Origin of the sequence: Kribbella pratensis (assembly GCF_004365355.1) — a bacterium.
GTDB lineage: Bacteria > Actinomycetota > Actinomycetes > Propionibacteriales > Kribbellaceae > Kribbella.
This window is the reverse complement of sequence record NZ_SODP01000002.1, coordinates 1,573,307-1,599,816: the sequence shown is the minus strand read 5'-3', so window position 1 is coordinate 1,599,816 and position 26,510 is coordinate 1,573,307. Positions and strand designations below refer to the sequence as shown.

Sequence of the window (26,510 nt, the reverse complement as noted above, 5' to 3'; positions counted from 1 at the left end):
GACTGACCGCGGCCCGCGTACCCCGGCAACCGGTTTGCCGGGCAGATTCCCAGGGATACTTGAGCTCATGGCCCGCCCACGGAACAACCCCGGCGATCTCGCCGAGCTCCCTACCGAGCTGCGGACCGATCGTCCGAAGGGTGACCAGATTCGCGAGATTCTGGAGAACCTCACCCGCTCGCTGGCCGTCGGCACCGTGCTGCCGTCCGAGCGCGTCCTGGCCGAGCGCTTCGGCGTGGCCCGGATGACGGTCCGGCAGGAAGTGGACCGGGTCGTGGCCGAGGGCCTGGCCAACCGCCGGCCCGGTGGCGGCACCTTCGTCGCCGAGCCGCGCCCGTCGCGGATGCTCGCCTCGTCGTTCAGCCAGGACATGATCAACCGCGGCATCCAGCCCGGCGCCAAGGTCCTCGAACACCGCGTCGGCGCCGCCGACGAGGATCTCGCCCGCGAGCTCGAAGAGCCGATCGGCACCCCCGTCCTGCACCTCGTCCGCCTCCGCACCGCCGACGGCGAACCGATGGCGATCGAACGCACCGCCCTCTCCCTGCACCGCTACCCCGGCCTCGACGAGATCGACTTCGCCGAGAAGTCGCTCTACACCGAACTCTCCACCCGGTACGGCGTGACGCTCGGCATGGTCTCCGCCTCGATCGTCGCCGCCCCGCCCGAGCCCGGCGACGCCGAACTCCTCGAGATCGACAACTCCACCCCCTGCCTCATCATCACCGTCGCCCCCCGCACCGCCACCGACCAGGTGATCGAATTCGGCCGCTCCGTCTACAGGTCCGACCGCTACGACATCACCGTCGCGTACCGCGCCACCTGAGAACCGGAGTCCTCCAGGTAGGAGGGGCTAGAGATCGAGGTAGGAGTGGACCTCGGTCAGGATGAGGTCCACTGGTTGTGCGGAGTCGACCTGTAGGTAGCCCTCGGATGGGCGTTTGGTTCGGTGGAGCCAGGTTTGGAACAACTGGTGGCCGTCGGGGTCTGTGTCGCCTGCGTCGATCGCGTGCAAGTTGATGGCTCGGCGTTGGCTTCGTAGCGGGACCCGGGTCCTCAGCCGGCCGTCGATCAGCGTGAGATCGTCCGTGACCAATTCGACGTACCTGTAGGCGACGTCCCGCTCATCAGCGATCGCGCGGCCCGTCGTGACAATCTCGTCGTACCCGCACGGGCTGTCGATCACCACGCTGAAGCCTTGGGCCAGGAAGCTTCGCGTCAGCTCATACATGACCGGATACGCGACCCGGCCGCTCGCCTCGACCGATACGCCGCCGTCGAGAACCGCGCTCCTGATCACATCGAGATCCACGACGGCCGCGCCGTACCTTGAGCCGACCTGACGCGCGATCGTGGATTTCCCGGATCCCGGAAGGCCGGACATCTGCAGAAGAAACTGCTTCATGGCTGCCTAGACGTTCAAACTGCGGAGAACGTTCGGGGTTTCGCCGCGCTCTGCCAAGCGTGTGACGATTTCGACGGTCAGCGCCTGGACGAGCATCGCGCCGACCATCGCCGACGTGGCACCGGCGAGTTCCGGCGAGCCGGGAACCTCGATCAGGGCATCACCTGGTACGCCGCAGTTGTCGATCACTACGTCCGCGGTCTCGAACAACCGCTGACCACCTGGAGCCCGCGACGTGGTGGAGGTCGTGTGCGCAAGAGACGTCAGCGCGATCACCTGCGCGCCCCGCTCGCGTGCACCCAGAGCGAACTCGACGGGTACGGCGTTCCGCCCCGAGTTCGACGCGATCAGTACGACATCGCCGGACGCCAACTGATTGACCTCCAGCAGTACGGCGGCCAGCCCGGGCAGCCGCTCGAGCAGCGAGCTCTTCTGCAGCCCCTCGTGCAGCATCAGCCCGGGTTCGAGAATGGCCCGTACGTCGGCCAGCCCGCCGGCCCGTCCGTACAGCTCCTCGGCCAGCGTGTGGCTGTGCCCGGTCCCGAACACCCAGAACCGCTTCCCGCCGGCAAGCGCCTCCGCGACCAGCCCCGCCGCCACCCGGATCGCCCCGAGCTGCGTCTCGGCCGCCTGGTGCGCGATCGCCAACGCCTTACCGAAGTACTCCTCAGCCCCAGCCATACGCCGAACCTATCGCCCACGCTGCTGAACCAGCGAGGTGCCCGTCTAGACCACTACTCCGATCGCCGTACGGTGGTGCGCCGGCTGGTCCACTTCGTCGACGAGCGCGACCGCGAGATCGGCGTACGAGATCCGCGCGTCGGCATCCGCAGGCACGACGCGGTACCGACCGTGACGGGAAGCATCGGCGTGGTCGAAGTCCCCGGCCGGAGCGATCGAGACCCAGTCGAGCGCGGACGCCGTGAACACGTCCAACGCTGCCTGGTGTGCGCGGAAGAACGACCGGTACTCCCGCGGGTATCCGTCCGTGTCCATCAGCAACGTCCCGTCGGCAGCCGGCAGGATCGACGCCAGGCCGACCCACACCAGTCGGTTCACGCCGGCCTTCGAGAGCCCCTCGACCAACGCCCGCGCCGCAGCCGGGAAGAAGACGCCCGGGTCGCTCGAGCCGTCGTACACCGCCGCGATCACCGCGTCGTACCCCGCCGCGAGTTCCGCGAGACGCCCAGCATCCGTCACGTCGCCGCCACCTGCCGTTCGCGATACTCCGACCACCTCATGGCCCCGCCCAGCAGCCTCCTCCACAGCCGCCGAACCGGCTCGGCCCCGCGCGCCGATCACCAGAATCTTGCTCACCGCAACCTCCTTGAACTAGGTACGGCGACCGTAGGCGGGGGCGTGGTTACCGATTGGATACCGTGGTGAGCGTGGAGGCGTTGAGAGCGGACATGTTCGAGGAGATCTGCCCGTCGACGCTGTTGCCCCTCCGGGTCGGCGGCGACAAGTGGGCGGGCCTTGTCCTGCGCTGTCTGGAGGACGGCCCGCGGCGGTACTCCGAGTTGCGCGTCCCGCTGGCGCGCGTCAGCCCGAAGATGCTGACGCAGTCGCTGCGGGCGCTCGAGCGCGACGGGTTCGTCCGGCGGACAGAGTACGCCGCGCCGGTACGACGGGTCATGTACGAGCTGACCGACCTCGGCCGCAGCCTGCTCGAGCCGTTGCGGGCCTTCTGCGATTGGGCCGAGGACCACTGGGACGAGCTCCTGGACGCGCGCGAATCGTAGGTGCGGCCAACGCTGGGGTCACGGACGACGAACCCGTCTCCGCTTACACTGCCCGGGTGGACGAGCAGACTCCGACCGCCCTGACTCAGTTGCCGAGCTGGCTGCTGACCCAGAGCGCGGCCCAGGCGCACCGGATCGTCACCGAGTCGTTCGCTGCCGGGGGTGCGCGGGCGTACCACTTCCGGCTGCTCGCGACGCTGGTGGAGTTCGGTGCGGCCAGTCAGGCGACGCTCGGGCGGCGTAGTTGCATCGACCGCAGCGACGTAGTTGCCGCGCTCAACGAGCTGGAAGGCGACGGGTACGTCGAACGCAGCCCGGACCCGACCGATGCCCGACGCAACATCATCACGATCACCACGGCCGGCAAGCGGCACTACAAGCGGCTCACGAACCTGGTCGGCAAGGCGCAGGAGGAGATCTTCGCGCCGCTCTCGGCCACCGACCGTGCCCGGCTGGCCACGATCCTCACCAAGCTCCTGGGCTATCACCAGGACCTGTAGGACTACCCGTTCGGCAACTGGGCGCGGGCTGCCCGTTGAGTACGGCGTACGCGCAGTTCGCGAGCGTGAACCCGCCGGCGGGCGGCCCGCGAGATCTTCCGGCGTTCCTCGGTCACGGGGGTCGGCTGGGAGTCGGTCTGCATCGCGTTCACATCCGGTCCGATGCACGGTCCGGCGCGATGGTTCCGCCGTACGCCGGATTTCTGCTCCGCCCGACCCGGAATTGGTCCTGTTCGGCGCAGATTCGAAACGACTCGGCGATACACCGGTTCCGTGGCAGGGTCAGCGTTGGTAGAAAGGTAACCGGGCGCGCCGGCGCGCCGAAGCCAGCGATGAGGAGTCGTCGACGTGACGAATGCAGAGTCACCCAAGCCCGAGGCGCAGTCCGACGCGCTGTCGAACCTGATGCACGAGGAGCGCCGCTTCGAGCCGCCCGCCGAGCTCGCCGCGAACGCGAACCTCAAGGCCGACGCGTACGAGCGGGCCGCGGCCGACCCGGAGGGGTTCTGGGCCGAGCAGGCCAAGCGCATCACCTGGGCCACCGAGCCGACGGAGACGCTGGACTGGAGCAACCCGCCGTTCGCCAAGTGGTACGCCGACGGCAAGCTGAACGCGGCGTACAACTGCGTCGACCGCCACGTCGAGAACGGCCTCGGCGACAAGGTTGCGTACTACTTCGAGGGTGAGCCCGGTGACACCCGCGAGATCACCTACGCGCAGCTCAAGGACGAGGTCAGCAAGGCCGCCAACGCGCTGCTCGAGCTGAACGTCCAGGCCGGTGAGATCGTCGCGATCTACATGCCGATGATCCCCGAGACCGTGGTCGCGATGCTGGCCTGCGCCCGGATCGGCGCCCCGCACACGGTCATCTTCGGTGGCTTCTCCTCCGAGGCGCTGAAGGACCGGATCCTGGACTGCGACGCCCGCGTCGTGATCACGTCGGACGGCGGCTACCGCCGGGGCGCTCCGGCGGCGCTGAAGCCAGCCGTGGACGCCGCGTTGGAGGACTGCCCCGACGTACGGAATGTGCTCGTGGTGAAGCGCACGGGCCAGGAGACCGCGATGGTTGAGGATCGCGACCTGTGGTGGGAGGACTTCGTCGGCAAGCAGTCCGCGGACCACACGCCGGAGGCCTTCGACGCCGAGCACCCGCTGTACGTGATGTACACGTCCGGCAGCACGGGCAAGCCGAAGGGCATCCTGCACACGACGGGCGGCTACCTGGTCGGTACGTCGTACACGCAATGGGGTGTCTTCGACCTCAAGCCGGACACCGACGTGTACTGGACCGCCGCCGACATCGGCTGGGTCACAGGCCACAGCTACATCGTGTACGGCGCCCTCGCGAACGCGACCACCTCCGTGCTGTACGAAGGCACCCCGGACACCCCACACCAGGGCCGCTGGTGGGAGATCGTGCAGAAGTACAAGGTGTCGATCCTGTACTGCGCCCCGACCGCGATCCGCACCTTCATGAAGTGGGGCGCGGACATCCCGGCCAAGTTCGACCTCTCGACGCTGCGGGTGATCGGATCGGTCGGCGAGCCGATCAACCCCGAGGCGTACATCTGGTACCGCGAGAACATCGGCGGGAACAAGGCGCCGGTCGTCGACACGTGGTGGCAGACCGAGACCGGTATGCACATGATCTCGCCGCTGCCTGGTGTGACCGCCGGCAAGCCGGGCGCCGCGATGCGGGCGATTCCGGGTGTGTCGGTCGACGTGGTGGACGACGCGGGAAACTCGGTGCCTGATGGGTCCGGCGGGTACCTCGTGATCACCAAGCCGTGGCCGGCGATGCTCCGGACGCTGTGGGGCGACGACCAGCGCTTCATCGACACGTACTGGTCCCGCTGGCCGGGCGTGTACTTCGCCGGCGACGGCGCGAAGAAGGACGAGGACGGCGACCTGTGGCTCCTCGGCCGCGTCGACGACGTGATGAACGTGTCGGGGCACCGGCTGTCCACGACCGAGATCGAGTCCGCCCTGGTCTCGCACCCGAAGGTGGCCGAGGCCGCCGTCGTCGGTGCGTCCGACCCGACCACCGGTCAGGCGATCGCCGCGTTCGTCATCCTGCGCTCCGAAGCTGGTGACGGCGGCCCCGACGTGGTCCAGGAGCTCCGCAACCACGTAGCCAAGGAAATCGGCCCGATCGCCAAGCCCCGCCAGATCATGGTCGTCTCCGAACTCCCCAAGACCCGTTCCGGCAAGATCATGCGTCGCCTCCTCCGCGACGTAGCCGAAAACCGCGAGGTAGGCGACGTCACCACCCTCGCCGACTCCACCGTCATGGACCTCATCAAAACCAACCTCGCCGCCGGCAAATCCGACGAAGACTGACCCGCTCCACCATCCGCAACCTCCCGGCCCGGCAGCCGAGTCGTGGATCCAGGTCCGCGAAACGGACCGCAATCCACGACTCGGCAAACCCACCGCGGACCATCTCCCACGACTCGGCGGCAGAGCGTCAGGCGGGCGGGTCGAGGAAGGACCGCAGGGACTCGAGAGTCGTGACGGCGGTCGGCGGGAACTGGTACTGAGGACCGCTGGGACCTTCCTCGGGGCCGCGGAGGTAGCGGTTGATGAACTGCTGGGTTTGGTGGAGGACGGTGGCGCACTGGATCGGGGTGATCTGGCCGGCAGTGAGGGCGTCGGCGAATTCGTCGAGGTCGAGGAGTTGGTAGCGATTTGCGGCCGGTGGGATCAGTAGGTCGACGTACAGGTCGCGGACCAGCAGGCCGGTGTCGGTGTGGTCGATCTCGACGAGGTCGACGTACCACCAGCCCTCGACCGGGCCCTCGAAGACGGCCGGCTTGGTCAGTTGGATGCCCTCGTTGAGGAGTAGGTAGCTGCGGTCGACGGTGGGGCGGCCGGGCACCTGGTACTTGGGCAGGATCTTGACGTCGTAGGCGACAACGTCCCCGACCCGCCGGCCGGGGCACCACTGGCCGCTTCTATGGAACACCTGGATGTCATCCACCGCGTGACTCTTTCACGGGAGGACCCTGGGTGGGGATTACCGTCGGGGGGTGACGGCGGTGCTTGCGATCATTCATGCGGGGTTGGCGGCTGCGTGGGTCGGCGGGATGGCGTACTCGTTGTTCGTGGTGCAGCCGAAGCTCAAGCGGTACTTCGGGGCGGACAGCGACGGGCGGGAGCAGCTCACCGCGGTGATTGCCTCGGGCAACCGGTGGAAGGTGGTCGGGCTGATCGGCGCGATCGCCGTCACCGGGCTTGCGATGCTGCTGATCGACCACCACGACTGGTGGATCCACGCGGTCAAGGGCCTGCTACTGCTGATCGCGACCGGCATCTTCTGGTACGTCTCCTGGCGCCACTGGCCGCAGCGCGTATTCGCCACCGCGGCCGAGCTGCCCGCACTCCAGCGCCGGCTGATCGTCCTCGCGACGACGATGCTGGCGCTGGCCGGAGCGGCGTTCGCGCTGGGCGTGCTCGCAGTACACCTCTGAGAGCTTGGTCACAGAAACGATCGCTTGTGTCACTCATCGCGAGAAATACATTGGGGAGGAATGCATCTCGCGAGGCAGAGGAGCGACCGTATGTGTGGCATCACCGGGTGGGTGGCGTACCGGCAGGACCTCGGCGCGGAGCGGGAGGCCGTCGACGCGATGACCGAGACGATGTCGTGTCGCGGGCCGGACGCGAGAGGCACCTGGTACGCGCGGCATGTCGCGCTCGGGCATCGCAGACTCGCGGTCATCGACCTCCCCGGCGGGGAGCAGCCGATGACCACCGAGGTCGTCCACGAAGGACGCACGATCACGCTCGGGATGGTCTACAGCGGTGAGGTCTACAACTACACCGAGCTGCGCGACGAGCTCCGCCGCCGCGGGCACGCGTTCACGACCGACTCCGACACCGAGGTCGTACTTCGTGCGTACGTCGAGTGGGGTACTGCGTTCGCCGAGCGGCTGAACGGGATGTACGCGCTGGCCATCTGGGACCCGCGGACCGAGACCCTGGTGATGGTCCGCGACCGGATGGGCATCAAGCCGTTCTTCTACTACCCGACCGCGGACGGCGTGCTGTTCGGTTCCGAGCCGAAGGCGATCCTGGCCAATCCCGCCGTACCGGCCGTCGTCGAGGCCGAGGGCCTGCGCGAGCTGCTGACGGTGTCGAAGACGCCCGGCAAGTCGCTGTGGGCCGGGATGTTCGAGGTCGAGCCGGGCACTGTGGTCACCGTCGATCGTGCCGGCATCCGTCGCAACGCTTACTGGCGGTTGGAGACCAGGCAGCACACCGACGACCAGGACACGTCGGTCGCGCACATCCGCGAGCTTCTCGACGACATCACGCGGCGGCAGCTCGTGGCCGACGTACCGCGGTGTGTGCTGTTGTCGGGCGGGCTCGACTCCAGCGCGATCACGGCGCTCGCGGCCGGTCAGCTGGCGGAGGAGGGGAAGAAGGTCCGCAGCTTCGCGGTCGACTTCGTCGGTCAGGAGGAGAACTTCCAGCCGACCGAGCTCCGCGGTACGCCGGACACGCCGTACGTGCATGACGTCGCGGATCTGGTGCATTCGCAGCACTCCGACATCGTGCTGGACAACGCCGTGCTGACGGATCCGGAGATCCGGCGGAAGGTTGTGCGGGCGAACGATGCGCCGCTCGGCGGGGACATCTTCAACTCGCTGTACCTGCTGTTCGCGGCGATCCGGGAGCAGTCGACGGTCGCGCTGTCGGGCGAGTCGGCCGACGAGGTGTTCGGCGGGTACCTGTGGTTCCACGACCCCGAGGTGCGGAACCGGCCGATGTTCCCGTGGATCGCCTACACGCTGTCGCGGCGGCAGCCCGGTCAGGTCCACGCGCTCCGGAAGGACGTGCTGAGGCAGCTCGATCTCGGCGGTCATCTGCGGGACCGGTACGCCGAGGCCGTGCGCGAGGTCGAGCGGCTCGACGGTGAGTCCGACGACGAGTGGGCGATGCGGAAGGTCTGCTACCTGCACCTCACCCGGATGGTGCGGATCCTGCTCGACCGCAAGGACCGGATGAGCATGGCGGTCGGGCTCGAGGTGCGGGTGCCGTTCTGCGATCACCGGCTGGTCGAGTACGTCTACAACACGCCGTGGTCGATGAAGACGTTCGACGGGCACGAGAAGAGCCTGCTGCGGGCGGCGACCAGCGACGTACTTCCGCAGTCGGTGGTGGACCGCCGCAAGTCGCCGTACCCGCAGACGCAGGATCCGGCGTACGTCGAGGCGCTGGCGGGCCAGGTCCGCGAGCTGGTGGCGGATCGGCATCCGGTGTTCGAGCTGGTGGACCGCAAGGGCGTCGATCAGGCGGCGCGGTCCGCGGATGGGGTGGCGCGGCGGCAGCTGGAGCAGACGCTGTCGCTGGCGACCTGGATCGACCTGTATCACCCCGACATCAGGCTCTCGCTGTAGGAGTTGTTTGGCAGGCTGTGCCAGGATGGCGCTTCCCCTCGGAGGTGATCGACATGGCGGCGGCGGAGACTCTGCTACTCCTGGTGAGCATGCACCGGATCGTCAGACACCTGCGCCGGAGCAGGACCACCACGGTCATGCACCCGACGCAGTTCCTGGCGCTGATGCTGATCGCCGACGAGCAACCGATCCGGATCGGCGAGATCGCCACCCGGGTCCCCTGTTCGCAACCCACCGCGACCACGACGGTCGCCGCGCTGGAAGAGGCGGGCCTGGTCCGCCGCGAGCCGGACCCGGTCGACGGCCGCGCAACCGCCGTGGTCCTCACCGAAGCCGGCGCCGCCACAGTCCAGGCCTCCGGCCAACAGGCCGCCGACGAACTCTCCCACCTCCTCAACCGCCTCGACGACACCGACCGCGCCCTGGTCCTCAAAGCCGGCCAAGCCCTCTCCCGAATAACCAAAGACCTGTAACGGGGTTTCCCGGGGCATCCGGGGGCAGATACAGAAAGCCACTCCCACAACCGCAACTTCCCGCTACAGTTGATCTTGCTCGTGGACAGAAGAGTCCCTTGAAGTGGACCCGGCAGCCATCCGGACGGTCGGTGAGCCGGGTCTCGCGCTTCTTCAGAGGTCGCGCAGGCCACTGAACGTCGCCACTGTGCGGCGCCAGTGTCCTGCGCGAGCCCACGCCCACCCGATGGCATCGGGCACCCACAGCAGTGGATCCAGCTTCGGCACCATCAGCTCCCACCTAAGTTCGAAGCACTCGAAGCGCTGGCATGCGGCATGCAGCGTCTCTCGGTCCCTCGCAATCGTCGACTCGTCCCGCTCGATGACGAGGCGCTCCGCGTCAGCTGCCGTGTCGCGAACGATGGCCTCGAGACAGCGTCGCCTGTTGGCGAGCGTCTCTCGCTCGGTCGCATAGATGTCGACCATCAGGTGTAGCCCGGCGATGACGTCAAGGATCTGCTTGCGGCGCGCATCGGTCTCGTGCCTGAAATGCAGGCGTTCCTGTCCGGGCAGTAGCAGGCCGCGGAGCGCCTTGCGGTTGACCGCGACATCACCTGATGGGCACCGAGCGGCAACCATCAGGAATCCCCGAGTCTTGTTCTCGTCGACGAACACGTGGATTGGCATTTCCCCGCCTTGTTGAGTGGCAAGGGTCGAGATTCACACGTGTGCGGACTGATCGTCGAGCGTGACACCGGGGCATCTCGGGGCAACCTGGGGCAGATTGGGAAATGCGCCCGTCGCACGTAAATCAAGGCGTTATGGTGGTGCTGCCTCGGGATAGAGAATCCCTTGGAAGTTGGGCGGGCAGCTCACCGGACGGTGGACGAGCCCGGTCCGCGCAGGTGGGAGCCGCCGGAGAGGTGAGTCCTCCGGCGGCTCCTGCAGGGTTAGTTGCGGTTGAGGGTGAAGGTGGTGGTTGTGTTCTGGATGTCTACTGCGTTGTTGGTGAGGGTCAGGTTGTTGAAGGTGGCGGAGCCTACGGCCGGGCCTTGGCCGGGTTCGGGGAGTTCGTTGGCCCAGATTCCGAAGCCGGACTTGCTGTCGAAGGCGTCGCCGGATTTGCGTGCTCCGGAGATGGTCGTGTTGGTGAAGACGGTGTCCGCGACTGGGAACTGCGGTTGCCCGCCGACGTAATTGGTCTGGAACATGATTCCGCTGTACGTCGGATCGACGACGTCGAGATCATTGACGCGAATCCCCTGGAAGATCTTCGATGCCGAGAAGATCCACACCGCGGGGAAGGCCTGATTACCCCAGAAATGCCCACCCGACCGCACCACCGAGGCATTTTCGAAGACCGTCGGCGGCGTAGCACCGAAACCGTTCATCGGAATGCCGAAGTCGAGCGAACTGATCGTGATCCCGGGATACGTGAGCATGTCCGCCGCGTACAGATTTCGGAAGATGTTGTTCGTCCCGCCGTACACCGCGAAGCCGGCCGCCCGCCACGTCAGCGACGCGGACAGATTCTCGAAGACGTTGTCCCGGACCTCGCCGCCGCCGTTGTCGGTGGCGTTGAAGAGCGCGAAACTGTCGTCACCGGTCGACCGTGCGTCGTTGTTGCTGACGGTGTTCCCGGCCGATCCGTTCGTCATGTTGATGCCGTCGGCGAACGTGTCCCGGATGCGCGAGTTCTTGATCACCGAGTTGTCGGTGTTCGCGCCCCAGTACAGGCACATCTGGTGCTCGACCCAGATGTTGTCGATGGTCATGTTCGACGTACCCGCGAAGTTGAAGACCTTCCCCGGACCGTCGTTGCGGCTGTCGTAGTTCCCGAAGTACGAGAATCCGCTGAACGTCGACCCGTTCGCCGACGACTGCGCGTCGAACCCGACATCGGTGTTGGACTGGTTCTGCGGAGCCACGAACCGGGTGAACCACGGCCCCGCGCCGACGACGCGGATCGCACGGCCGTAGACGTTGAACTTCGACGAAGTCTGGTAGTCACCCGCCGGCAGATACACGCCCTGCAGCGTGGTGTCCTGCCGCACCCGGTCGAGCGCGTTCTGCACGTCCTGCTGCGTGAAGCCGGCCGGCGTCACATACCCGGCGCCCGGATTCGGGATCGCCGTGACGGCCTCGGTGTCGATGAAGTCGATCGCGTACGTCGAACCGTTCGACGGGTCCTTCTGCAACCGGATCTTCGTCCCGACCGGATACGTCTGGTCGAGCATCAGGTTGGCTTCGTCGTAGATGTGCCGCGCCGGCCCTGATCCGGGCGAGTTGTTCGGCGACGCCTCCGCGCCGTACAACCAGGCGTACTTCGAGGTCAGCGGCAACGTTTTCGCGAAGCTGCCGTTGATGTACACGCTGATCGACGAGCTCTGCCCGCCGCCGGCTGCGGAGTCCGGCATGGAGAACCGCGTGACCAGCGTGTTCGTCGACGCCCGCGTGGTGAACTCGACGTACGAGCCGTTCGAGTTGAGCGTCACCGCACGCCGGCCGGACGCCTCGCCGGCCAGGTCGCCGATCGCCCGGTTCGGGCCGATGCCGGTCGCGCCGCCGCCGACCGAGGCGTCCTCGGCCTCCAGGTGGTCGTACGGCATGTTCGCGCCACGACCGACGAACAGCGGCCGGTCGCTCGTGTTGTTCGTCCGCTTCACCGGCAGCTCGTTGGCGTCGTCTGCAATCACCACGCGCACGGTGTAACGCCCGTTCGCCGCGGTCCAGTTGCCAACAGCAACAGCTGAGCTGGTCGCGCCCGCCGCGATCGCACCGTTGTACGAACCGGTCAACGTCGTGACCACCGACGACCCGTTCAGTACCGTCAGCGTAATCCCGTGCGCACCAGACGCAGAGGCGACGCTGCCTTGGTTGCGTAGAGCAACGGAGAAGGCGACGGAATTGCCCGCCGATGGGTTGCCGGGCGTCCAGTTGACCGCCGACGCGACGAGGTCGGAGCTCGCGACCGGCGTCACCACCAGCGGCCCGGAAGCGTTGGCGGTGTTGTTCCCGTCGTTCTGCTCGATCACCGTGTTTGCCTCGTCGACCTTGGCGCTCAACGCGTACGACCCCGCGTCGCGCGTTCCGATCGACGCGCTGATCGTCGTCGACGCCCCGGCCGCGAGCGCGCCGACTGCCGCCGTACCGACCTTGGTGTTCCCGAGGTAGAAGTTCACGTCGGTCGCCCCGGAGCCCGCCGTACCGCCGTTGTTGACCGTCGCGCGGACCGTGATCGCGTCGGTCTCGACCGGCGACGTCGGCGTCCAGCTGACGCCCGACAAGGTGAGGTCCGGGTTCGGTGCCGGTACGCCGAGCACCTGCAACTCGGCGACCTGCCCGGCCGGTGCGCCGGTGTTCCCGGTGAAGTTCAGCCGTACGTCGGCGACCCGCGCGCTGACCGGGATCGTGACGCTGTTGCCGCTCGCCGGGTTGAAGTTGTACGACGCGGACGCAGCGATCGTGGTGAAGGTGGACGAGCTCTGCTCGCGACCGAGGATCGAGAAGGTCTGAGTGCGAGGACCCCACGCCGGGTCCGGGTTGAGCCGGACCACGATCGAGCTGAGATCCGCGTTCGCACCGAGCTGTGTGGTCAGCGTCGCCGGGTTGGCATTGCCCTCCCAGTACGTCGTCACGTCGTCGTCGTTCGCGTTCGCAGGCACGTAGGTGAACGTGTATCCGGACGCGGTGATCGGCTTGTGCAGCGCAAGATTGCTGCCCGGGCCGCCGCTGCCGTTGCGGGTCACGACCGCGCTGTTCGCCGATTGGTTGCCAGCAGCATCTTTTGCGCGAACGAAGTACGAGACCGAGACGTTGGCCGGCTGGTTGTCGGTGTACGTGAGCACGTTGCCGGCCACGCTCGTCCGCAGTTGACCGTTGGCGTAGACGTCGTACCCGGTGACGCCGACATTGTCGGACGACGCGTTCCAGGTGAGGCGGATCTGGCCCGCGCCGGGCTCGGTGAAGGCCAGGCCACCCGGGGCGGTGGGAGCCTGGGTGTCACCGGTCGCCGGTCCGTAGACCTCGAGCTCGGACAGTTGCCCGGCCGGCCAACCGGTGTTCGCCGTGATCCGGACCCGGACGTACCGCGTGGTCGCCGTACCGTAGTCGACCGTCACGGTGTTGCTCGGCGGGCTGAACGTGCGCGCCGCGGACGCCGACAGGTCGGTGAAGCTCTGCCCGTCGACGCTGCCCTGGACCGCGAGGGTCTCGTCGCGGGCGCCCCAGTTCGCGGTCGGCAGTTTGAGCACGACCTGGTTGGTCGCGACCGACGAACCGAGGTCGACCTGGACCCACTGCGGGAACGCGTTGTTGGCGCTCTCCCAGTAGCTGCTCTGGTTGCCGTCGGTCACGTTCGACGCGACGTAGGTCTGGGTGCTGCTACTGGCCGAGGCGGCTTTGCCGGCGGCGAGGTTCGGTCCGGCGAGTACGGCGGCCTGTGCGGCGGGCGCCGGTCGGACGAGGGGTGCCGCCGCGAGACTCGCAGCCAGCAAGGCGGTCAGCAACCGCCATCTCGGAATACGCATGGGCCTCTCCTGGTGGGCGGGTCAGGGAAGAGCTGCCGCGCGGGAGTTCAAAACTTTCGCTCCCTTGCTAATTTCTTGCGCGACGATGGCTCATTGTTACGGCACCATCACGCAGGCGTCAACGGTTCAGGAACGACGAAGGCCCGGCTCGCACACAGCGAGCCGGGCCTTCGGGGAACAGCTTCAGTGCTTGGGTCAGTGCTTGTGTCAGTGCTTGGCAGGGCCCTCCGCGCCGGCGCCGGTGAAGGCGCGGACCGAGAGCTCCTTGTAGCGCAGCTCGCTCGTCTTGTCCCGGCCGAGGTACGTGCCGAGGACGCCGAACAGGAAGCCCAGCGGGATCGACACGATGCCCGGGTTCGACAGCGGGAACCAGGCGAAGTCGGCGCCGGTGATCATCGATGTCGGCTTGCCCGACACCACCGGCGAGAACACCACCAGGACGACGGCGGAGATCAGGCCGCCGTAGATGCTCCAGGTCGCGCCCGCGGTGTTGAACCGCTTCCAGAACAGGTTGAACAGCAGAGCCGGCAGGTTCGCCGAGGCCGCGACCGCGAAGGCCAGCGCGACCAGGAACGCGATGTTGAGCTTCTGCGCCGGGATCGCCAGCGCGATCGACACCGCGCCGATCCCGACCGCCGCGAACCGCGCCACCCGCAGCTCGGCCTTCTCGGACGGCTTCTCCTTGGCGATCACGTTCGCGTAGAGGTCGTGCGCGAACGACGACGCCGACGTCAGCGTGAGCCCGGCGACCACCGCGAGGATCGTCGCGAACGCGACCGCCGCGATCAGCGCCAGCAGGATCGCGCCACCGATCGAACCGGCGCCACCGCCCAGGGACTCCGCCAGCAGCGGCGACGCGACGTTGCCCTTGGACTCGGCCACCGCCGAGCCCTTGCCGGTGTCGAGCAGTGCCGCCGCGCCGAACCCGAGGGCCAGCGTCATCAGGTAGAACACGCCGATCAGACCGATCGCCCACTGCACCGAGCGCCGCGCAGCGCGCGAGTCCGGCACGGTGTAGAAGCGGATCAGGATGTGCGGCAGACCCGCCGTACCCAGGACCAGGGCGAGGCCGAGCGACAGGAAGTCGATCTGGCCGGTGAGGTCCTTGCCGTACAGCAGACCGGGCTGCAGGAACGACTCACCATGACCGGACTTCGCCGCGGCCGAGCCGAGCAGGTCCGAGAGGTTGAAGTGGAATTTCAGCAGTACGAGGAACGTGATCACGACGGTGCCGGCAATCAGCAGCACGGCCTTCACGATTTGCACCCAGGTGGTGCCCTTCATGCCGCCGACCGTCACGTAGATGATCATCAGCGCGCCGACCAGGATGATCACGGCCGCCTTCAGGCCCTCGCTCTTCACGCCGAGCAGCAGCCCGACCAGCGCGCCCGCGCCGACCATCTGGGCGAGCAGGTAGAAGATCGACACCACGATCGTCGACGTCGCGGCCGCCGTCCGGACCGGTCGCTGCTTCATCCGGAACGCGAGCTGGTCGGCCATCGTGAAGCGGCCCGAGTTCCGCAGCAGTTCGGCGATCAGCAGCAGCGCGACCAGCCAGGCGACCAGGAACCCGATCGAGTAGAGGAAGCCGTCGTACCCGTAGAGCGCGATCGAGCCCGAGATGCCGAGGAACGACGCCGCGGACATGTAGTCACCGGAGATCGCGAGGCCGTTCTGCGCGCCGCTGAACGAGCGGCCGCCGGCGTAGTAGTCGGCAGCGGTCTTGTTCTGCCGGGACGCCCACCAGGTGATGTACAGCGTCACGGCGACGATCGCGCCGAACAGCGAGATGGTCAGTGCCCGGTTGCCCGGCTCGGTGGCCAGCGGGATGAGAAGCGAGTTCACCGGCGGCGCTCCCTCTTGTACTTGGCGTTCAGGCCGTGGGCCAGCGGATCGAGCTTGCGGTTGGCGAACCGGCCGTACAGGGCCGCGATCACGAACGTCGACACGAACTGCAGCAGGCCGAAGATCAGCGCGACATTGATGTGGCTGTCGCCGATCCGGTGGCTCATGAAGCCGCGGGCCCAGTTGCAGCAGGCGACGTAAGCCAGGTACCAGGCCATGAAGGTGATGGTCCACGGCACCACGAAGTTCTTGTAGCGCCGCCTCAGCTCGGTGAAATCGGCCGCCTCGTACACAGCCTCGTAGGCGCGGGCATCCCGCTCGCGCACCGCCTGGTCGTCCATCAGATCCCCTTTTGCCCGGACACGAACAGGTGCACGTTAGCCGCAAGTCGCACGTTTGTGACCTACTGCAACCAAAACGTTTCTACAGATGCGGTGCAACCGGCCCATCGACGGTACGGCGGTAATTGGCGAACTCGCTGGGGTGCGCCCGGAAACAATCGGTGAAGTACGGCATCCGCAGCGCCTCCGGCGGCCGGGCGGTGTGCTCGTAGATCAGCTCGATCTGGTCCAGGACCTGGTCGCGGCGGGTGTCCTTGAGTACGGCGACCCGCGAGTGCGACTGGGCCAGCTGCCGCAGACCCTCGCGGTTCAGGTCGTGCCAGTGCCGGAACCGGAGGAACTCCGGCGGGGTGAACAGGTTCGACTGGTCGAGGATCGGCACCGGGTCGAACCGGTCGCTGCCCCCGGCGCCGTCGCCCTGGATGACCTGGAAGATCCGGCGGACCCACGGCACCACCGTGTCCGCATTGTTCCAGAGCAGGCCCAGTACGCCGTTCGGCCGCAGCACGCGGGCGATCTCCGGCAGCGCGCGGGCGTGGTCGAACCAATGGAACGCCTGCCCGACGATGACCGCGTCGACCGAGGCGTGCGCGAGCGGGATCGACTCCGCGGCGCCGACCATCGTGTCGATGCCGGAGCGCCGGCGGCAGACCTCGAGCATCTCCTGCGACGGGTCGACCGCGATCACGTCGTGTCCGAGCTCCGCGGCGACCGCGGCGAGCTTGCCGGTGCCGGCTCCCAGATCGAGGACCTGCAGTCCGCGGCCCGGGCCCAGGATCCAGGCCAGCGACTCGACCGGGAACGTCGGCCGGCCCACGTCGTACGCGGCCGCGACGGCGCCGAACGACGTCGCCCGCGCCGCGTGCGCGCCGTTGGCGGGGCTGTCCGCGGAGTCCCCGGCTGGATCATCGGTGGTCATCACCGTAAATCATGCCGTAGTGGACGGCCTGCGTGTCGTCACTCGCCGAGCTTCTTCTGCTCGATGTGCGCGTTGAGCGCGGCCAGCTCCGGGTGGACGTCCAGGATCGCGACCAGTTCGGCGCAGCTGAGCCGGGGCGCGTCGAAGTCCTCGATCAGGGCGTCGAGCAACTTCCAGTCGTCCGCGGTGTCGAGCGTGAGCCGGTACTGCGCCGCGTTCCTGGACCCGCCCGACCAGGGCAGATTCAGCAACCGCATCTCGCCGGACCGGTTCTGATGCAGGTACGGCGTGACGTGCTCGCGGTCGGCCTTGAGCGTGGCCTTCGCCTCCGCGTCGTACAACCGGGCGGTAGAGAAGATCTCGAAGTCCATGCCGCGAGGGTAGGTCCGCTCGAGGCAGTTCGAGATATACAGGTCGAGGTCGTTCTCGGCCCGCCACCGATCGACGCCCGCGGCAACGATCTCCGGGTCGATCAGCGGGCAGTCGGACGTCACCCGGACGACCGCGTCCAGCTCGTGCTCACGGGCGGCGCCGGCGAACCGGCTCAGGACGTCGTCCTCGCTGCCGCGGAACACCGGGATGCCGTCCTCGTGACACACCTGCACGACCAGGTCGTCGTGGACGTTGGTGGTGGTGGCAACGATCACCGGCAGGCCGGTCCGGCTCAGCCGGTCGAGGTGGTGCTCGAGGTAGGAACGGCCCGCGACGCTCAGCAGGACCTTGGCCGGCAGCCGCGTGCTGGTCACGCGCACCTGCGTGATGATGCCTACTTTCAGGAGTTCCATCGGAACATCTCCCGGATCTCGGCCGGACCGGCGACATGGTCGACGCCCAGCTCGGTATCGGTGAACTCACGCGCGACCGCCGGCGGGACGAACGGCTGGTCGAGCTCCGGCCACAGCCGTTTGATCCGCGCCTGGCCGCCGAACGACGGGTGCTCGTTCTCCAGCACCATAGGATCACCGTAGACCCCGGGCTGCAGTCCGAGCGAGGCGCCGTACAGAACGGCGGAGCTGAGGCGGTTGGACGCGACGCGCTCGTGCTTGCGGAGCTCACGGAGCTGGTTGACCAGGAACTTGGCGTTGGTACGGCGCCAGTGCAGGCCGCGGTAGCCGTGCGTGATGACCCGGAATCCGGCGTCCTTGTAGACGTTGCGGATCGCGGGCTTGTCGTACTCGTTCCAGTACAGGCAGACGGTGACCGGGCCGGTCTCGTGCTCGTTGATCGAGGCAACGATCCGGCCGTGGTCGCCGAGCACGTGCTGACCTTCCCAGCCGTGGAACGGGTAGAAAATGGTGCCCTTGGCACGTTTCGCGGGGGTGGCGAGCTCGGGGTGTACCTTGAGCAGGTACAGCCAGACCGAGCCGATCACCGAGTAGTTGCGCAGGCCGAGCGCGTGCCCGCGGCGGCGGACGCTGTCGGACCAGACGAACTTCGGCATTCCCGGCGCGAAGTTCGTGCCGTGCGCGAATCCGTCGAGGATGTTCCAGCCGTGCTGCAGGTAGCCCCAGATGCGTGGTGGCTTCGAGAGCCCGGCGTACGCGGCCATGATGTTGGCGTGGCCGTAGAAGTGGTTGGCGTGGTGCATCAGCGCCTCACCTTCCGCAGTACCCGCTTGAGGCGGCGGCGGATGACGCGAGCCGGGTTGAGGACGGCATGGCCGACGCGATACGGGAGCGAACGACGGATGCCGCTCACCGTCCCTTCGAAGAGGATCGCGCGGGCGCTCGCGTGGGCGAGCTCGTCGGCGAGCCGGGCGACTGTCGCGAGCTGCTCGGCGCTGCCGCGCGGCCGGATCACTTCGTCGGGGTTGAACTCCCGCTCCGGCACGGTGATCCCCGCCATCGCGGCCAACCGCGCGGTCAAGGCGTGCGGATCAGCTGCCGCCGGCCATGGTTGTCGAGAGCCACTTTCCAGCGCCCGCTTCGCGAACCGCTCCAGGTGCTCCACGACATCCAGCTCCTGCGGTTCCCCGAACAGCCGGTACGACGCCCCGTCCAGGATCACGTTGTCCGGCGACCCTGCGCCCCCTGCCGCCAGCCAAGCCACGTACCCAGGAATCACCCGCCGAAGCTCGGCCTGATCATCACAGCGCAGGGCCAGCAAAAGGTGCTCCTCCAGCAAGACACCTTCGCCCTCCGGCACGACCCCCGCAGGCAACACACTTCGAGCATCCGCTCCAACCACGAAGTACCAAGCCGGCGCCAGTTCCACCCCGAGCCCGGCCGCAGCTGCATCGAGCACCACCCGATACGGATCCATCAAGACCGGCCCATCGTTCCGTGAAGCAACATGCCGGGCCGCGACAACACCGGCAAACCCATCAACCGCGCTCAGCGCAACCTCCGCCTGAGTCAGCGACGGAAACACCGCATAGGTCCGCACGCTGCCTGCATGGGCAGCAAGGGCTTCTTGGAGTGCGGCGGTGAGAGGTTTGAGACCAGCTGGCGCACGGTCGGCGACGTCCCGCCCCCAGTCCTCGTCCCGCGGTAGAGCCGCCGCGATGTCCGGCTGCACCAACCGCTGGAACCCGAAGGAGTTCTCCGCCCCAAGCAACAACCGCCCACCCGGTGCGAGCTGCCCCTGAAGTCGCGCAAGCGCCTCACCCCAGGAGAACTTCGCTGTGTCCGGCCCGACCAGCCGCTCCAACCCGTCCAACGCAACGACCACGTCGTACCCGCCGCTCTTGTGGTCGAGCGGGAAGCGGTCGAGAGAGCCGCAGAAGACCTCGCCCTTGGTGGTGGAGAGGAGTTCGGCCAGCTCTTCGGCGTCCGGCGCGGAGCGGACGAGCAGATCCACGGACGTTACCTGCACCGCGGCGGCGGTGATGAGGTCGGCAGCGTGAGGTCCTGCGATCAGGACGGAGTCCTCCGGCTGCAGGGCGGCGGCCAGGAGTGCTGTGGCTGCGGGTCCGGCGGCCGCGGGGCGGGCGTCGCCCGGGTGCAGGTCCGACCAGTTGAGCATCTCTCCGCCGATCAGGTTCGATCGGGTCACATCTGTCACGTTAGCCAACCAGTCTGAGCAAGGTCTCGATCACCCGGTCCACGTCACCGTCGGTGAGGGCCGGGAAGAGAGGGAGGGACAGTTCCTCGGCGTAGTACCGCTCAGCATTCGGGCACAAGCCGCGCTGGTAGCCCTGCCGCGCGAATACCGGATGCCAGTACACGGGAATGTAGTTGACCTGGACGCCGATTCCCGCCGCGCGCATCTGCTCGAACACCTCGCGCCGACGCCCGCCGAGGACGCGGATCGGGTACAGGTGCCACATCGGGTCGACGCCGTCGCGCTGCACCGGCGTACGCAGACCGTCCACGCCCGCGAATGCGTCGTTGTAGCGCGCGGTGATCTCTGTACGACGGCGTTTGAATTCCGCGAGCCGGGTGAGCTGCGAGAGGCCGAGCGCCGCGCCGAGATCCGTGAGGCGGTAGTTCACGCCGTACTCGTGGACCTCTTGGTGCCACGGGCCCTCGTCGGTGAGTTCGAAGCGCGAAGGGTCGCGGACGAGGCCGATGAAGTGGAACTCGTGGGCGCGCTGGGCGATGGCCGGGTCCTTGCAGATGACCGCGCCGCCTTCGCCCGTCGTGAGGTTCTTCGTCGGGAAGAACGACATGGTGGTGACATCGGCCAGGTCACCGACGGGGACTCCGTCAGCAGATCCGCCGACGGAGTGGGCGGCGTCGGCCAGCGTCTGTGCGCCGACCCGGTCCGCCAGCGGTTGTAGCGCGGTGTAGTCGGCGGCTTGGCCGGCATAGTCGACCGCGGCGATGACCCTCGACTGCTCGGTGAGAACAGCTTCCACAGCGGCGGGGTCGATCAGGCCCGTGTCGTAGTCCACGTCGGCGAAGGTCACCTTTGCGCCGAGGATGGCCGCGCAGGACGCGGTGGCTACGAAGGTCATGGGGGTCGTGATGACCTCGTCGCCCGGTCCGACGCCGAGGGCGGCGTACGCGATGTGCAGCGCTGCGGTGCCCGACGTACAGCTGACTGCTCGATGTCCTCCGGAGAGCTCCGACACGGCCTGCTCGAAGGCGGTGACTGCCGGCCCGGTCGTGAGCCAGTCACCCCGCAGTACGGCGGTGACCGCCGCGATGTCCTCCTCAGAGATCGACTGGCGTCCGTACGGCAGCACGGTCAGACGTCGCTCTCGAGGATCTTGCGGATCTCCTCGATCGAGTACCACTGGTCGTTGGTGTCCGACGCGTAGTGGAAGTCGCCCGCGACAGGCCGGCCGTCGGCGGGCGGCTGGTAGCCCCAGGTGGCCAGGTCCGGCTGCAGCACGAAGCGGTTGCCGAGGGACAGCGCGCGGCGGCCTTCCTCCGGGCTGATCATCTCCTCGTGCAGCTTCTCGCCGGGGCGCAGCCCGACGTCGTGCATGCTCGCGCCGGGCGCGATCGCCTCCGCCAGGTCGGTCACCTTCATCGACGGGATCCGCGGCACGTACAACTCGCCGCCGGTCATCAGGTCGAACGAGTCGACGACGAACTCGACCGCCTCCGGCAGCGTGATCAGGAACCGGGTGCAGCGCAGGTCGGTGATCGGCAGCGACTGGCCGGCCGCGTGCAGCGCGCGGAACTTCGGGATGATCGAGCCCCGGCTGCCCATCACGTTGCCGTACCGCACGACGCTGAAGCGGGTGTCGTACGCCGCCGCGTAGTGGTTGCCGTTGATGAACAGCTTGTCCGCGGTCAGCTTGGTCGCGCCGTACAGGTTGATCGGGCTCGACGCCTTGTCCGTGGACAGCGCCACGACCCGCTTCACACCGCAGTCGATCGCCGCCTCGATGACGTTCTGCGAGCCGATCACGTTGGTCTGGACGAACTCCCAGGGGTTGTACTCACCGCTGTCCACCTGCTTCAGCGCCGCGGCGTGGACGACGTAGTCGACCCGGTGCATCGCCCGCAGCAACCGGGAGCGGTCGCGGACGTCGCCGAGGAAGAACCGCAGCCGCGGGTCGTCGCCGAACAGCTGGCGGACCTCCCACTGCTTCAGCTCGTCGCGGCTGAAGACGATGATGCGGCGCGGGTTCAGCTGGTCCAGCACGTGCCGTACGAAGCTCCGGCCGAACGACCCGGTGCCGCCCGTGACCAGGATGTCTGAGCCGGTAAGGATTGACACGCGAGCGGGACCCTTCTGACGGACAGTTCCGAACCGCACACACGCGGTACGGACCTCGAAACAATAGCTGCCCCGTGAACCAGTCCTTCAATCCACTGTCTCAGCCCGGGGTGATCAAACGTACGCTGGCCGCCGTGAAACGCGTCGGAGTGCGATGTGATGTGGGGCCGGACCGGGGCATCGGCCACGTGATGCGCTGCCTGGCGCTCGCCGAGGAGGTACGCCGGCGCGACGTCGAACTGCTCTTCGTCTGCGACGCGCACACCGTGCCATGGGCCGCGGACCAGATCGCGGCGCGCGGTATCGACGTACATCCCGCGGTTTGGACGCCTGCCGAGCACGTCGAGCTCTTCGGACGGCTGGGGCTCGACGCGGTCGTCTTCGACTCCTACGACCTGGACGCGTCCGTCTACGCGGCGGTCCGGGCGCTTCCGACGTTGGCGATCGTCGACGGCGACTTCCGTGGCGCCGAGGCCGACGTACTGGTCGACCAGAACCTCGCCGCCGAGCACGACCACCCCACGCTGCCAAGGGACTCGGTCCGGCTGGCCGGTCTGCCATACGTGATGATCCGCGACGAGGTTCTCGACCACCGTCCCGCGGAGCCGCCGACAGCCCGGGAGACCGCAGTACCGAAGGTGTTCGCGTTCTTCGGTGGCACAGATGCCTTCGGCGCCGGCCCGTACGTCGCCCGCGCGCTCGCGGCGACCGGTCTGCCGTTCGAGGCTACCGTGGTCGCGCCCAGTCCCGAGCTGGCCGCACGGATCGCTGCGGTCGAGCTGCAGCCGCATCAGCGGCTCCAGACCATCGGCCCGACCAATCAGCTGGCCGCGCGGGTTCGCGAGGCCGATCTGACCATCAGTGCGTCGGGTACGTCGACCTGGGAGCTGCTGTGCCTCGGTGCAACGACCGGGCTTGTCTGTGTGGTCGACAACCAGGTGATGGGCTACGAGCGGGCTGTCGGCACTGGTGCGGCGGCTGGACTGGGTCTCTTGAGCGCACTGGAGACAGACGCGTCGTCCGCGGTCACAACTCTCAAGCGGTTGCTGACTGATCCGGCAGAGCGTGGCCGGTTGGCGAGCGCCGGGTGGGCGCTGGTCGACGGTCGAGGGCGAGAGCGGGTCGCCGACGCCCTCCTGCGACTCACTTGAGCTCGTAGATCGTTGCGTCCAGAGTCGCGTGGCGCAGGCGGACGTAGTTGCGGAGCGCGGGCGACACTCCGCCGGCGCGGTTGTCGGCGTACAGCCAGCGCACTCCGGCCTGGCGCAGTCGCTCGATCGACGCCGGGGTGGGTGACTTGAAGACGATGTCGTTGGCCGCCAGCTCACTGCTGTCCCAGTACGGGATGAGGCTCGGGTTGCCACCGGTGGTGAGGGCGATCCGGTTCGCCTGGTTGGAGTACGACCAGCCTTCGATGAGCACTGGGCGCTCCGACAACGCAGCGAGCCAGAAGTGGCGACTGTCGCAGATGCCGTCGCGCTGGATGATGCAGTGCGCGTTGGTCGCGACCAGATCGCCCGGTGTGCTGTTTCGCTGGAGCCACCGGGCAGCGCCTGCTTCAGCGGCCGTCGCACCGCCGCGGAACGGATGAGCGAAGACCAGATTCGACGCCTTGTCCGAAACGAGCGCCTGCAGAGGCACCAGCGCTGCACCGATCATGCACGCTGCCACCGCGGCACCGAGCAACGCCACGAAGAAGTTGCCCGGTCTCCGCGCCAGCTTCCACACGACGGCCACCAGCACAGCAACCGCCAGGACGGCCGCCAGCGTCCACAGCCACGGCCCCTTGATGCCGGGCAGATCAGCGGACTGCCATCGAGCGATCGCCAGCGCGACCAGACCGAGCAGTCCGGCTGCCCCGACGAGCACGACGGCTCGTCGATCGCCGAGCCGCCCGACCAGGTTGGCCAGCCCTGCAGATGCGAGTACGGCGACCACGGGGAACGCCGTACGGAGGAAGTAGAGCTGACTGACACCGGACTGTGTCGTCAGCAGCGTGCCCAGCAACCCGGCGACCACGAAGCCGGCCAGGAAAACCGCCCCGGTGTCCCGCCACCTCCGCCCGAGGAAGAACAATCCGGAGGCCGCCAGCGCCCAACTCAGCAAAGTCGTTGCCCCAGACAACAACTGCGCATGCGGATTCGGCATCAGCAGCGAGTACGGCGCCAGCTGGACGAACGTCTCGAACGGCTTGATCTCCGTACCCCAGGTGCTCCCGCCGAAGATCGTGATCAACGCGGCCACGAACACCGCGAGCGACAGCAACCCACCGAAGAACGCAGGTCGAGTACTCCGCCGCGCCAGCCCCAACTGCAGGAACGCGAACGCGAAGCCGACTCCCACTAGCGGCAGGATCGTCGACTTCGCCCCGGCCGCGACCAGCGCGAGCAGCACCAGCAACACCCACCGGCTGCGCGGCTTGCCGTCGGACCGCAACAGGTCCACCGTCACGACGCACACGGCCAGTGCGATCAGTACTCCGAGGTTCTGCGTCGGACTCAGGTACGCCGCGACCGCAGTGGACACCCCGCCCAGTCCAGCACTGGCGAACGGCTGCATGGCCCCACCGAGGCCGGCGACGAACACAGCGAGCGGCCCGGCCCAGGTCGCGCCCGACTCCGACGTCGGAGCGAGCCGAGTGGTCAGCGCGAACACCAGACCACACCCCGCGAGGAAGAGTGGCAGCCAGCTCAGCGAATGGATCAGATCGGTCAGATCGATCCGCGTACCCCACTGCGTCGCAGCCGTCGCCTGGTGGAAGAACGTGTGGTATTTCATCGGCTCCCCGCCGAGCCACAGCGTCGAGATCGGTACGTCGTACTTCGCGCTCGCGGCCAGCGCCTGCTGAAAGGCCAGATCCGGGTACGCGCGCAGCGGATCGGTGTACGCCGGGAGGAACTGCCCCGGACCGCGCCGATAGACGATCAGCAGCACCACCGCGGTCGACGCCGCGAGCAGCCACGCTTGCAGCGGCCGCAGCGGCTGCTCGACCCGCCGCCAGACCCGCGCCCGGGCGTCACTGTCGACGAACGCGACCACCAGCACGACCGGAGCCCAGACCCACGACCACGCCTGCAGACCGATCGACGCACTGGCCAGGTAGACCAGCACCTGCCCGGCTGTCCCGACGGCGAACCCCGCGGACAGGTCCTCGACCAGGTTTCGCGCGTACCCGCCGATCAGCCTCCACAGCGCGAACCCGGGGAGCATGACCACGACCCCGGTGAACAGCACGAACCGGACGAGCTCGAAGAACGTCGCGTGCAGCGCGAGCAGGACGAGCGCCAGCACCACGACGGCCAGCCCGGCGACCAGACCGGAAAGGGAAGGCCCCGCAGTACGCGGCCCCCGCCGCCTCGCTCTCGCGCGCATGCCGTAACACTAATGTGAAATTCGCCGCAGAGCGTGCCCGGCGACTCACGGGTGGTCACCTCGAGGTCACCGTGATGCCTTAAGCTCGACGCCCTATGAGTTGGTACGACGCGCTCGAGGCCGGTGAACTGACCGTCCGGCCGTCCGTTGACGCGGCCAAGCGGTTCGGGGTCTCGATCGACCGGATGTCGGTCTCCGCCTCCGCCGGTACGCCGCTCGCCGAGGTGCTGGGTGCGGTCGAGCGGTCGACCGCGGACGTGATCGTGCTGCGCTACCCGGCCCGCGAGACCACCTGGTTCGCCGCGCTGGCCAACGGACCGCGGCAGGCGCTCCTCGCCGACACTGTCGTCTACTGGTCGCTGCCGACCGGCAAGGGCCGGCGCCCCGCGCCGCTGGCCGGCTTCAGCACGCGGCTCGAGCCCACCGCCGACGACGATCTGGTCGACGACCTGGTCGCGGACGTCTTCGGCGACTCCGGCAACCACTACTGCTCGAACCCGCTCTTCGACCGGACCCTCGCGCTGGCGGGTCGGCAGGACTGGGCCCGGCGGCGCATCGCCGAGGCAGGCGCCGTCGTACTGCGGGGGCCCGACCGCCGGGTGCTCGCGCTGGCGGCGATCGACCAGCAGCGCTCCTGGACCGAGATCCAGCTGGCCGGCGTCGTACCGGCCGAGCAGGGCCGCGGACGCTACGGCCACCTGCTCGCTGCGATCGAGGATGCGTGCACCTCCCGGCGGCTGGTCGTCTCGACGCAGGGCCACCAGACCGGCATCCAGCGGATCTGGGCACGTTACGGGTTCGAACCGGTGCATAACCTCCTGACCGTTCACCTCGTTGCCGCTACGTAGTCCCCCTGGGGCCCGCGTACCGCTGTCGAGGGAGGAAACA

25 protein-coding genes are annotated in these 26,510 nt (G+C 67.9%); 9 read left to right on the top strand and 16 right to left on the bottom strand.

Features of this window, described 5'->3' with window-relative positions; genetic code table 11:
* Positions 1-67 precede the first annotated feature (67 nt).
* Positions 68-826, top strand: a complete 759-nt coding sequence (locus EV653_RS24350) for a GntR family transcriptional regulator (RefSeq protein ID WP_134105995.1) — start codon at positions 68-70, stop codon at positions 824-826.
* Between the two features lie 27 nt (positions 827-853).
* Here EV653_RS24350 and EV653_RS24345 read toward each other — a convergent pair whose 3' ends face one another.
* Genes EV653_RS24345 through EV653_RS24335 form a run of 3 tightly spaced genes read right to left on the bottom strand, consistent with a single transcriptional unit; the run spans position 854 to position 2,722 of the window.
* Complete coding sequence (locus EV653_RS24345) at positions 854-1,405, bottom strand: AAA family ATPase (protein ID WP_134105994.1); 552 nt, start codon at positions 1,403-1,405, stop codon at positions 854-856.
* A 6-nt stretch (positions 1,406-1,411) separates the two neighbouring features.
* Positions 1,412-2,086, bottom strand: coding sequence for a sugar isomerase domain-containing protein (locus tag EV653_RS24340; RefSeq protein WP_134105993.1), 675 nt, complete (start codon positions 2,084-2,086; stop codon positions 1,412-1,414).
* 45 nt (positions 2,087-2,131) lie between these two features.
* Complete coding sequence (locus EV653_RS24335) at positions 2,132-2,722, bottom strand: NAD(P)-dependent oxidoreductase (protein WP_134105992.1); 591 nt, start codon at positions 2,720-2,722, stop codon at positions 2,132-2,134.
* A 71-nt stretch (positions 2,723-2,793) separates the two neighbouring features.
* Here EV653_RS24335 and EV653_RS24330 point away from each other — a divergent pair, with 71 nt between their 5' ends.
* Positions 2,794-3,147, top strand: coding sequence for a winged helix-turn-helix transcriptional regulator (locus EV653_RS24330; protein WP_202871806.1), 354 nt, complete (start codon positions 2,794-2,796; stop codon positions 3,145-3,147).
* 56 nt (positions 3,148-3,203) lie between these two features.
* The gene (locus tag EV653_RS24325; RefSeq protein WP_134105991.1) at positions 3,204-3,647 is read left to right on the top strand and encodes a MarR family winged helix-turn-helix transcriptional regulator; all 444 of its coding nucleotides are present in this window, start codon (positions 3,204-3,206) and stop codon (positions 3,645-3,647) included.
* A 2-nt stretch (positions 3,648-3,649) separates the two neighbouring features.
* Here the strand turns inward: EV653_RS24325 and EV653_RS41305 are convergent, their stop codons facing one another.
* Positions 3,650-3,790 (bottom strand): hypothetical protein, encoded by a 141-nt coding sequence (locus EV653_RS41305; RefSeq protein ID WP_166679539.1) that lies wholly within the window; start codon positions 3,788-3,790, stop codon positions 3,650-3,652.
* A gap of 262 nt (positions 3,791-4,052) precedes the next feature.
* Here EV653_RS41305 and acs point away from each other — a divergent pair, with 262 nt between their 5' ends.
* Positions 4,053-5,987: an acetate--CoA ligase gene (gene acs, locus EV653_RS24320; protein WP_134106756.1), complete on the top strand. Its 1,935-nt coding sequence runs from the start codon at positions 4,053-4,055 to the stop codon at positions 5,985-5,987.
* A gap of 127 nt (positions 5,988-6,114) precedes the next feature.
* On the opposite strand, the gene EV653_RS24315 is transcribed toward acs, so the two are convergent.
* Complete coding sequence (locus EV653_RS24315) at positions 6,115-6,627, bottom strand: DUF402 domain-containing protein (protein WP_134105990.1); 513 nt, start codon at positions 6,625-6,627, stop codon at positions 6,115-6,117.
* 49 nt (positions 6,628-6,676) lie between these two features.
* On the opposite strand from EV653_RS24315, the gene EV653_RS24310 reads away from it, so the two are divergent.
* The 3 genes from EV653_RS24310 to EV653_RS24300 all read left to right on the top strand — a co-directional run bounded on the left by EV653_RS24310 (position 6,677) and on the right by EV653_RS24300 (position 9,522).
* On the top strand, positions 6,677-7,117 hold the full coding sequence (locus EV653_RS24310; RefSeq protein WP_134105989.1) for a hypothetical protein: 441 nt from the start codon (positions 6,677-6,679) through the stop codon (positions 7,115-7,117).
* 90 nt (positions 7,118-7,207) lie between these two features.
* Positions 7,208-9,049 (top strand): asparagine synthase (glutamine-hydrolyzing), encoded by a 1,842-nt coding sequence (gene asnB / locus EV653_RS24305; protein WP_134105988.1) that lies wholly within the window; start codon positions 7,208-7,210, stop codon positions 9,047-9,049.
* A gap of 53 nt (positions 9,050-9,102) precedes the next feature.
* Complete coding sequence (locus tag EV653_RS24300) at positions 9,103-9,522, top strand: MarR family winged helix-turn-helix transcriptional regulator (protein WP_134105987.1); 420 nt, start codon at positions 9,103-9,105, stop codon at positions 9,520-9,522.
* A 153-nt stretch (positions 9,523-9,675) separates the two neighbouring features.
* On the opposite strand, the gene EV653_RS24295 is transcribed toward EV653_RS24300, so the two are convergent.
* The 10 genes from EV653_RS24295 to pseB form a co-directional block, all read right to left on the bottom strand.
* Positions 9,676-10,188, bottom strand: coding sequence for a hypothetical protein (locus EV653_RS24295; RefSeq protein WP_134105986.1), 513 nt, complete (start codon positions 10,186-10,188; stop codon positions 9,676-9,678).
* Positions 10,189-10,451: 263 nt separating this feature from the next.
* Complete coding sequence (locus tag EV653_RS24290) at positions 10,452-14,030, bottom strand: discoidin domain-containing protein (protein ID WP_134105985.1); 3,579 nt, start codon at positions 14,028-14,030, stop codon at positions 10,452-10,454.
* A gap of 207 nt (positions 14,031-14,237) precedes the next feature.
* Positions 14,238-15,875 (bottom strand): solute symporter family protein, encoded by a 1,638-nt coding sequence (locus EV653_RS24285; RefSeq protein WP_134105984.1) that lies wholly within the window; start codon positions 15,873-15,875, stop codon positions 14,238-14,240.
* A complete protein-coding gene (locus EV653_RS24280; RefSeq protein WP_134105983.1) occupies positions 15,872-16,216 on the bottom strand; it encodes a DUF485 domain-containing protein in 345 nt (114 codons plus the stop codon). Before EV653_RS24280 ends, EV653_RS24285 begins: the two co-directional genes overlap by 4 nt.
* Positions 16,217-16,298: 82 nt before the next feature.
* A complete protein-coding gene (locus EV653_RS24275; protein ID WP_134105982.1) occupies positions 16,299-17,135 on the bottom strand; it encodes a class I SAM-dependent methyltransferase in 837 nt (278 codons plus the stop codon).
* A gap of 38 nt (positions 17,136-17,173) precedes the next feature.
* The gene (locus EV653_RS24270) at positions 17,174-17,920 is read right to left on the bottom strand and encodes a cytidylyltransferase domain-containing protein (protein WP_238160037.1); all 747 of its coding nucleotides are present in this window, start codon (positions 17,918-17,920) and stop codon (positions 17,174-17,176) included.
* Positions 17,908-18,723 (bottom strand): hypothetical protein, encoded by an 816-nt coding sequence (locus EV653_RS24265; RefSeq protein ID WP_134105981.1) that lies wholly within the window; start codon positions 18,721-18,723, stop codon positions 17,908-17,910. The genes EV653_RS24270 and EV653_RS24265 overlap by 13 nt, the downstream gene beginning before the upstream one ends.
* The gene (locus EV653_RS24260; protein ID WP_238160035.1) at positions 18,723-20,129 is read right to left on the bottom strand and encodes a hypothetical protein; all 1,407 of its coding nucleotides are present in this window, start codon (positions 20,127-20,129) and stop codon (positions 18,723-18,725) included. Before EV653_RS24260 ends, EV653_RS24265 begins: the two co-directional genes overlap by 1 nt.
* 10 nt (positions 20,130-20,139) lie before the next feature.
* Complete coding sequence (pseC, locus tag EV653_RS24255) at positions 20,140-21,264, bottom strand: UDP-4-amino-4,6-dideoxy-N-acetyl-beta-L-altrosamine transaminase (protein WP_134105980.1); 1,125 nt, start codon at positions 21,262-21,264, stop codon at positions 20,140-20,142.
* Between the two features lie 2 nt (positions 21,265-21,266).
* Positions 21,267-22,250: a UDP-N-acetylglucosamine 4,6-dehydratase (inverting) gene (gene pseB / locus EV653_RS24250; protein WP_134105979.1), complete on the bottom strand. Its 984-nt coding sequence runs from the start codon at positions 22,248-22,250 to the stop codon at positions 21,267-21,269.
* Positions 22,251-22,384: 134 nt separating this feature from the next.
* Between pseB and EV653_RS24245 the strand changes: the two genes are divergently transcribed.
* Positions 22,385-23,401: a PseG/SpsG family protein gene (locus EV653_RS24245; protein WP_134105978.1), complete on the top strand. Its 1,017-nt coding sequence runs from the start codon at positions 22,385-22,387 to the stop codon at positions 23,399-23,401.
* On the opposite strand, the gene EV653_RS24240 is transcribed toward EV653_RS24245, so the two are convergent.
* Positions 23,394-25,622, bottom strand: a complete 2,229-nt coding sequence (locus tag EV653_RS24240; RefSeq protein WP_134105977.1) for a hypothetical protein — start codon at positions 25,620-25,622, stop codon at positions 23,394-23,396. The genes EV653_RS24245 and EV653_RS24240 overlap by 8 nt on opposite strands.
* 95 nt (positions 25,623-25,717) lie before the next feature.
* Here EV653_RS24240 and EV653_RS24235 point away from each other — a divergent pair, with 95 nt between their 5' ends.
* Complete coding sequence (locus EV653_RS24235; protein ID WP_134105976.1) at positions 25,718-26,470, top strand: N-acetyltransferase; 753 nt, start codon at positions 25,718-25,720, stop codon at positions 26,468-26,470.
* Positions 26,471-26,510 lie beyond the last annotated feature (40 nt).

Excerpts from the sequence above, each read along its gene's own strand:
- EV653_RS24265 (WP_134105981.1), bottom strand. The coding sequence starts at position 18,723 with ATGCACCACGCCAACCACTTCTACGGCCACGCCAACATCATGGCCGCG.
- EV653_RS24300 (WP_134105987.1), top strand. The coding sequence starts at position 9,103 with ATGGCGGCGGCGGAGACTCTGCTACTCCTGGTGAGCATGCACCGGATC.
- EV653_RS24240 (WP_134105977.1), bottom strand. The coding sequence starts at position 25,622 with ATGCGCGCGAGAGCGAGGCGGCGGGGGCCGCGTACTGCGGGGCCTTCC.
- EV653_RS24345 (WP_134105994.1), bottom strand. The coding sequence starts at position 1,405 with ATGAAGCAGTTTCTTCTGCAGATGTCCGGCCTTCCGGGATCCGGGAAA.
- EV653_RS41305 (WP_166679539.1), bottom strand. The coding sequence starts at position 3,790 with ATGCAGACCGACTCCCAGCCGACCCCCGTGACCGAGGAACGCCGGAAG.
- EV653_RS24340 (WP_134105993.1), bottom strand. The coding sequence starts at position 2,086 with ATGGCTGGGGCTGAGGAGTACTTCGGTAAGGCGTTGGCGATCGCGCAC.
- EV653_RS24295 (WP_134105986.1), bottom strand. The coding sequence starts at position 10,188 with ATGCCAATCCACGTGTTCGTCGACGAGAACAAGACTCGGGGATTCCTG.
- EV653_RS24280 (WP_134105983.1), bottom strand. The coding sequence starts at position 16,216 with ATGGACGACCAGGCGGTGCGCGAGCGGGATGCCCGCGCCTACGAGGCT.
- acs (WP_134106756.1), top strand. The coding sequence starts at position 4,053 with ATGCACGAGGAGCGCCGCTTCGAGCCGCCCGCCGAGCTCGCCGCGAAC.
- EV653_RS24350 (WP_134105995.1), top strand. The coding sequence starts at position 68 with ATGGCCCGCCCACGGAACAACCCCGGCGATCTCGCCGAGCTCCCTACC.
- EV653_RS24270 (WP_238160037.1), bottom strand. The coding sequence starts at position 17,920 with ATGGAACTCCTGAAAGTAGGCATCATCACGCAGGTGCGCGTGACCAGC.
- EV653_RS24275 (WP_134105982.1), bottom strand. The coding sequence starts at position 17,135 with ATGACCACCGATGATCCAGCCGGGGACTCCGCGGACAGCCCCGCCAAC.
- EV653_RS24290 (WP_134105985.1), bottom strand. The coding sequence starts at position 14,030 with ATGCGTATTCCGAGATGGCGGTTGCTGACCGCCTTGCTGGCTGCGAGT.
- EV653_RS24235 (WP_134105976.1), top strand. The coding sequence starts at position 25,718 with ATGAGTTGGTACGACGCGCTCGAGGCCGGTGAACTGACCGTCCGGCCG.
- asnB (WP_134105988.1), top strand. The coding sequence starts at position 7,208 with ATGTGTGGCATCACCGGGTGGGTGGCGTACCGGCAGGACCTCGGCGCG.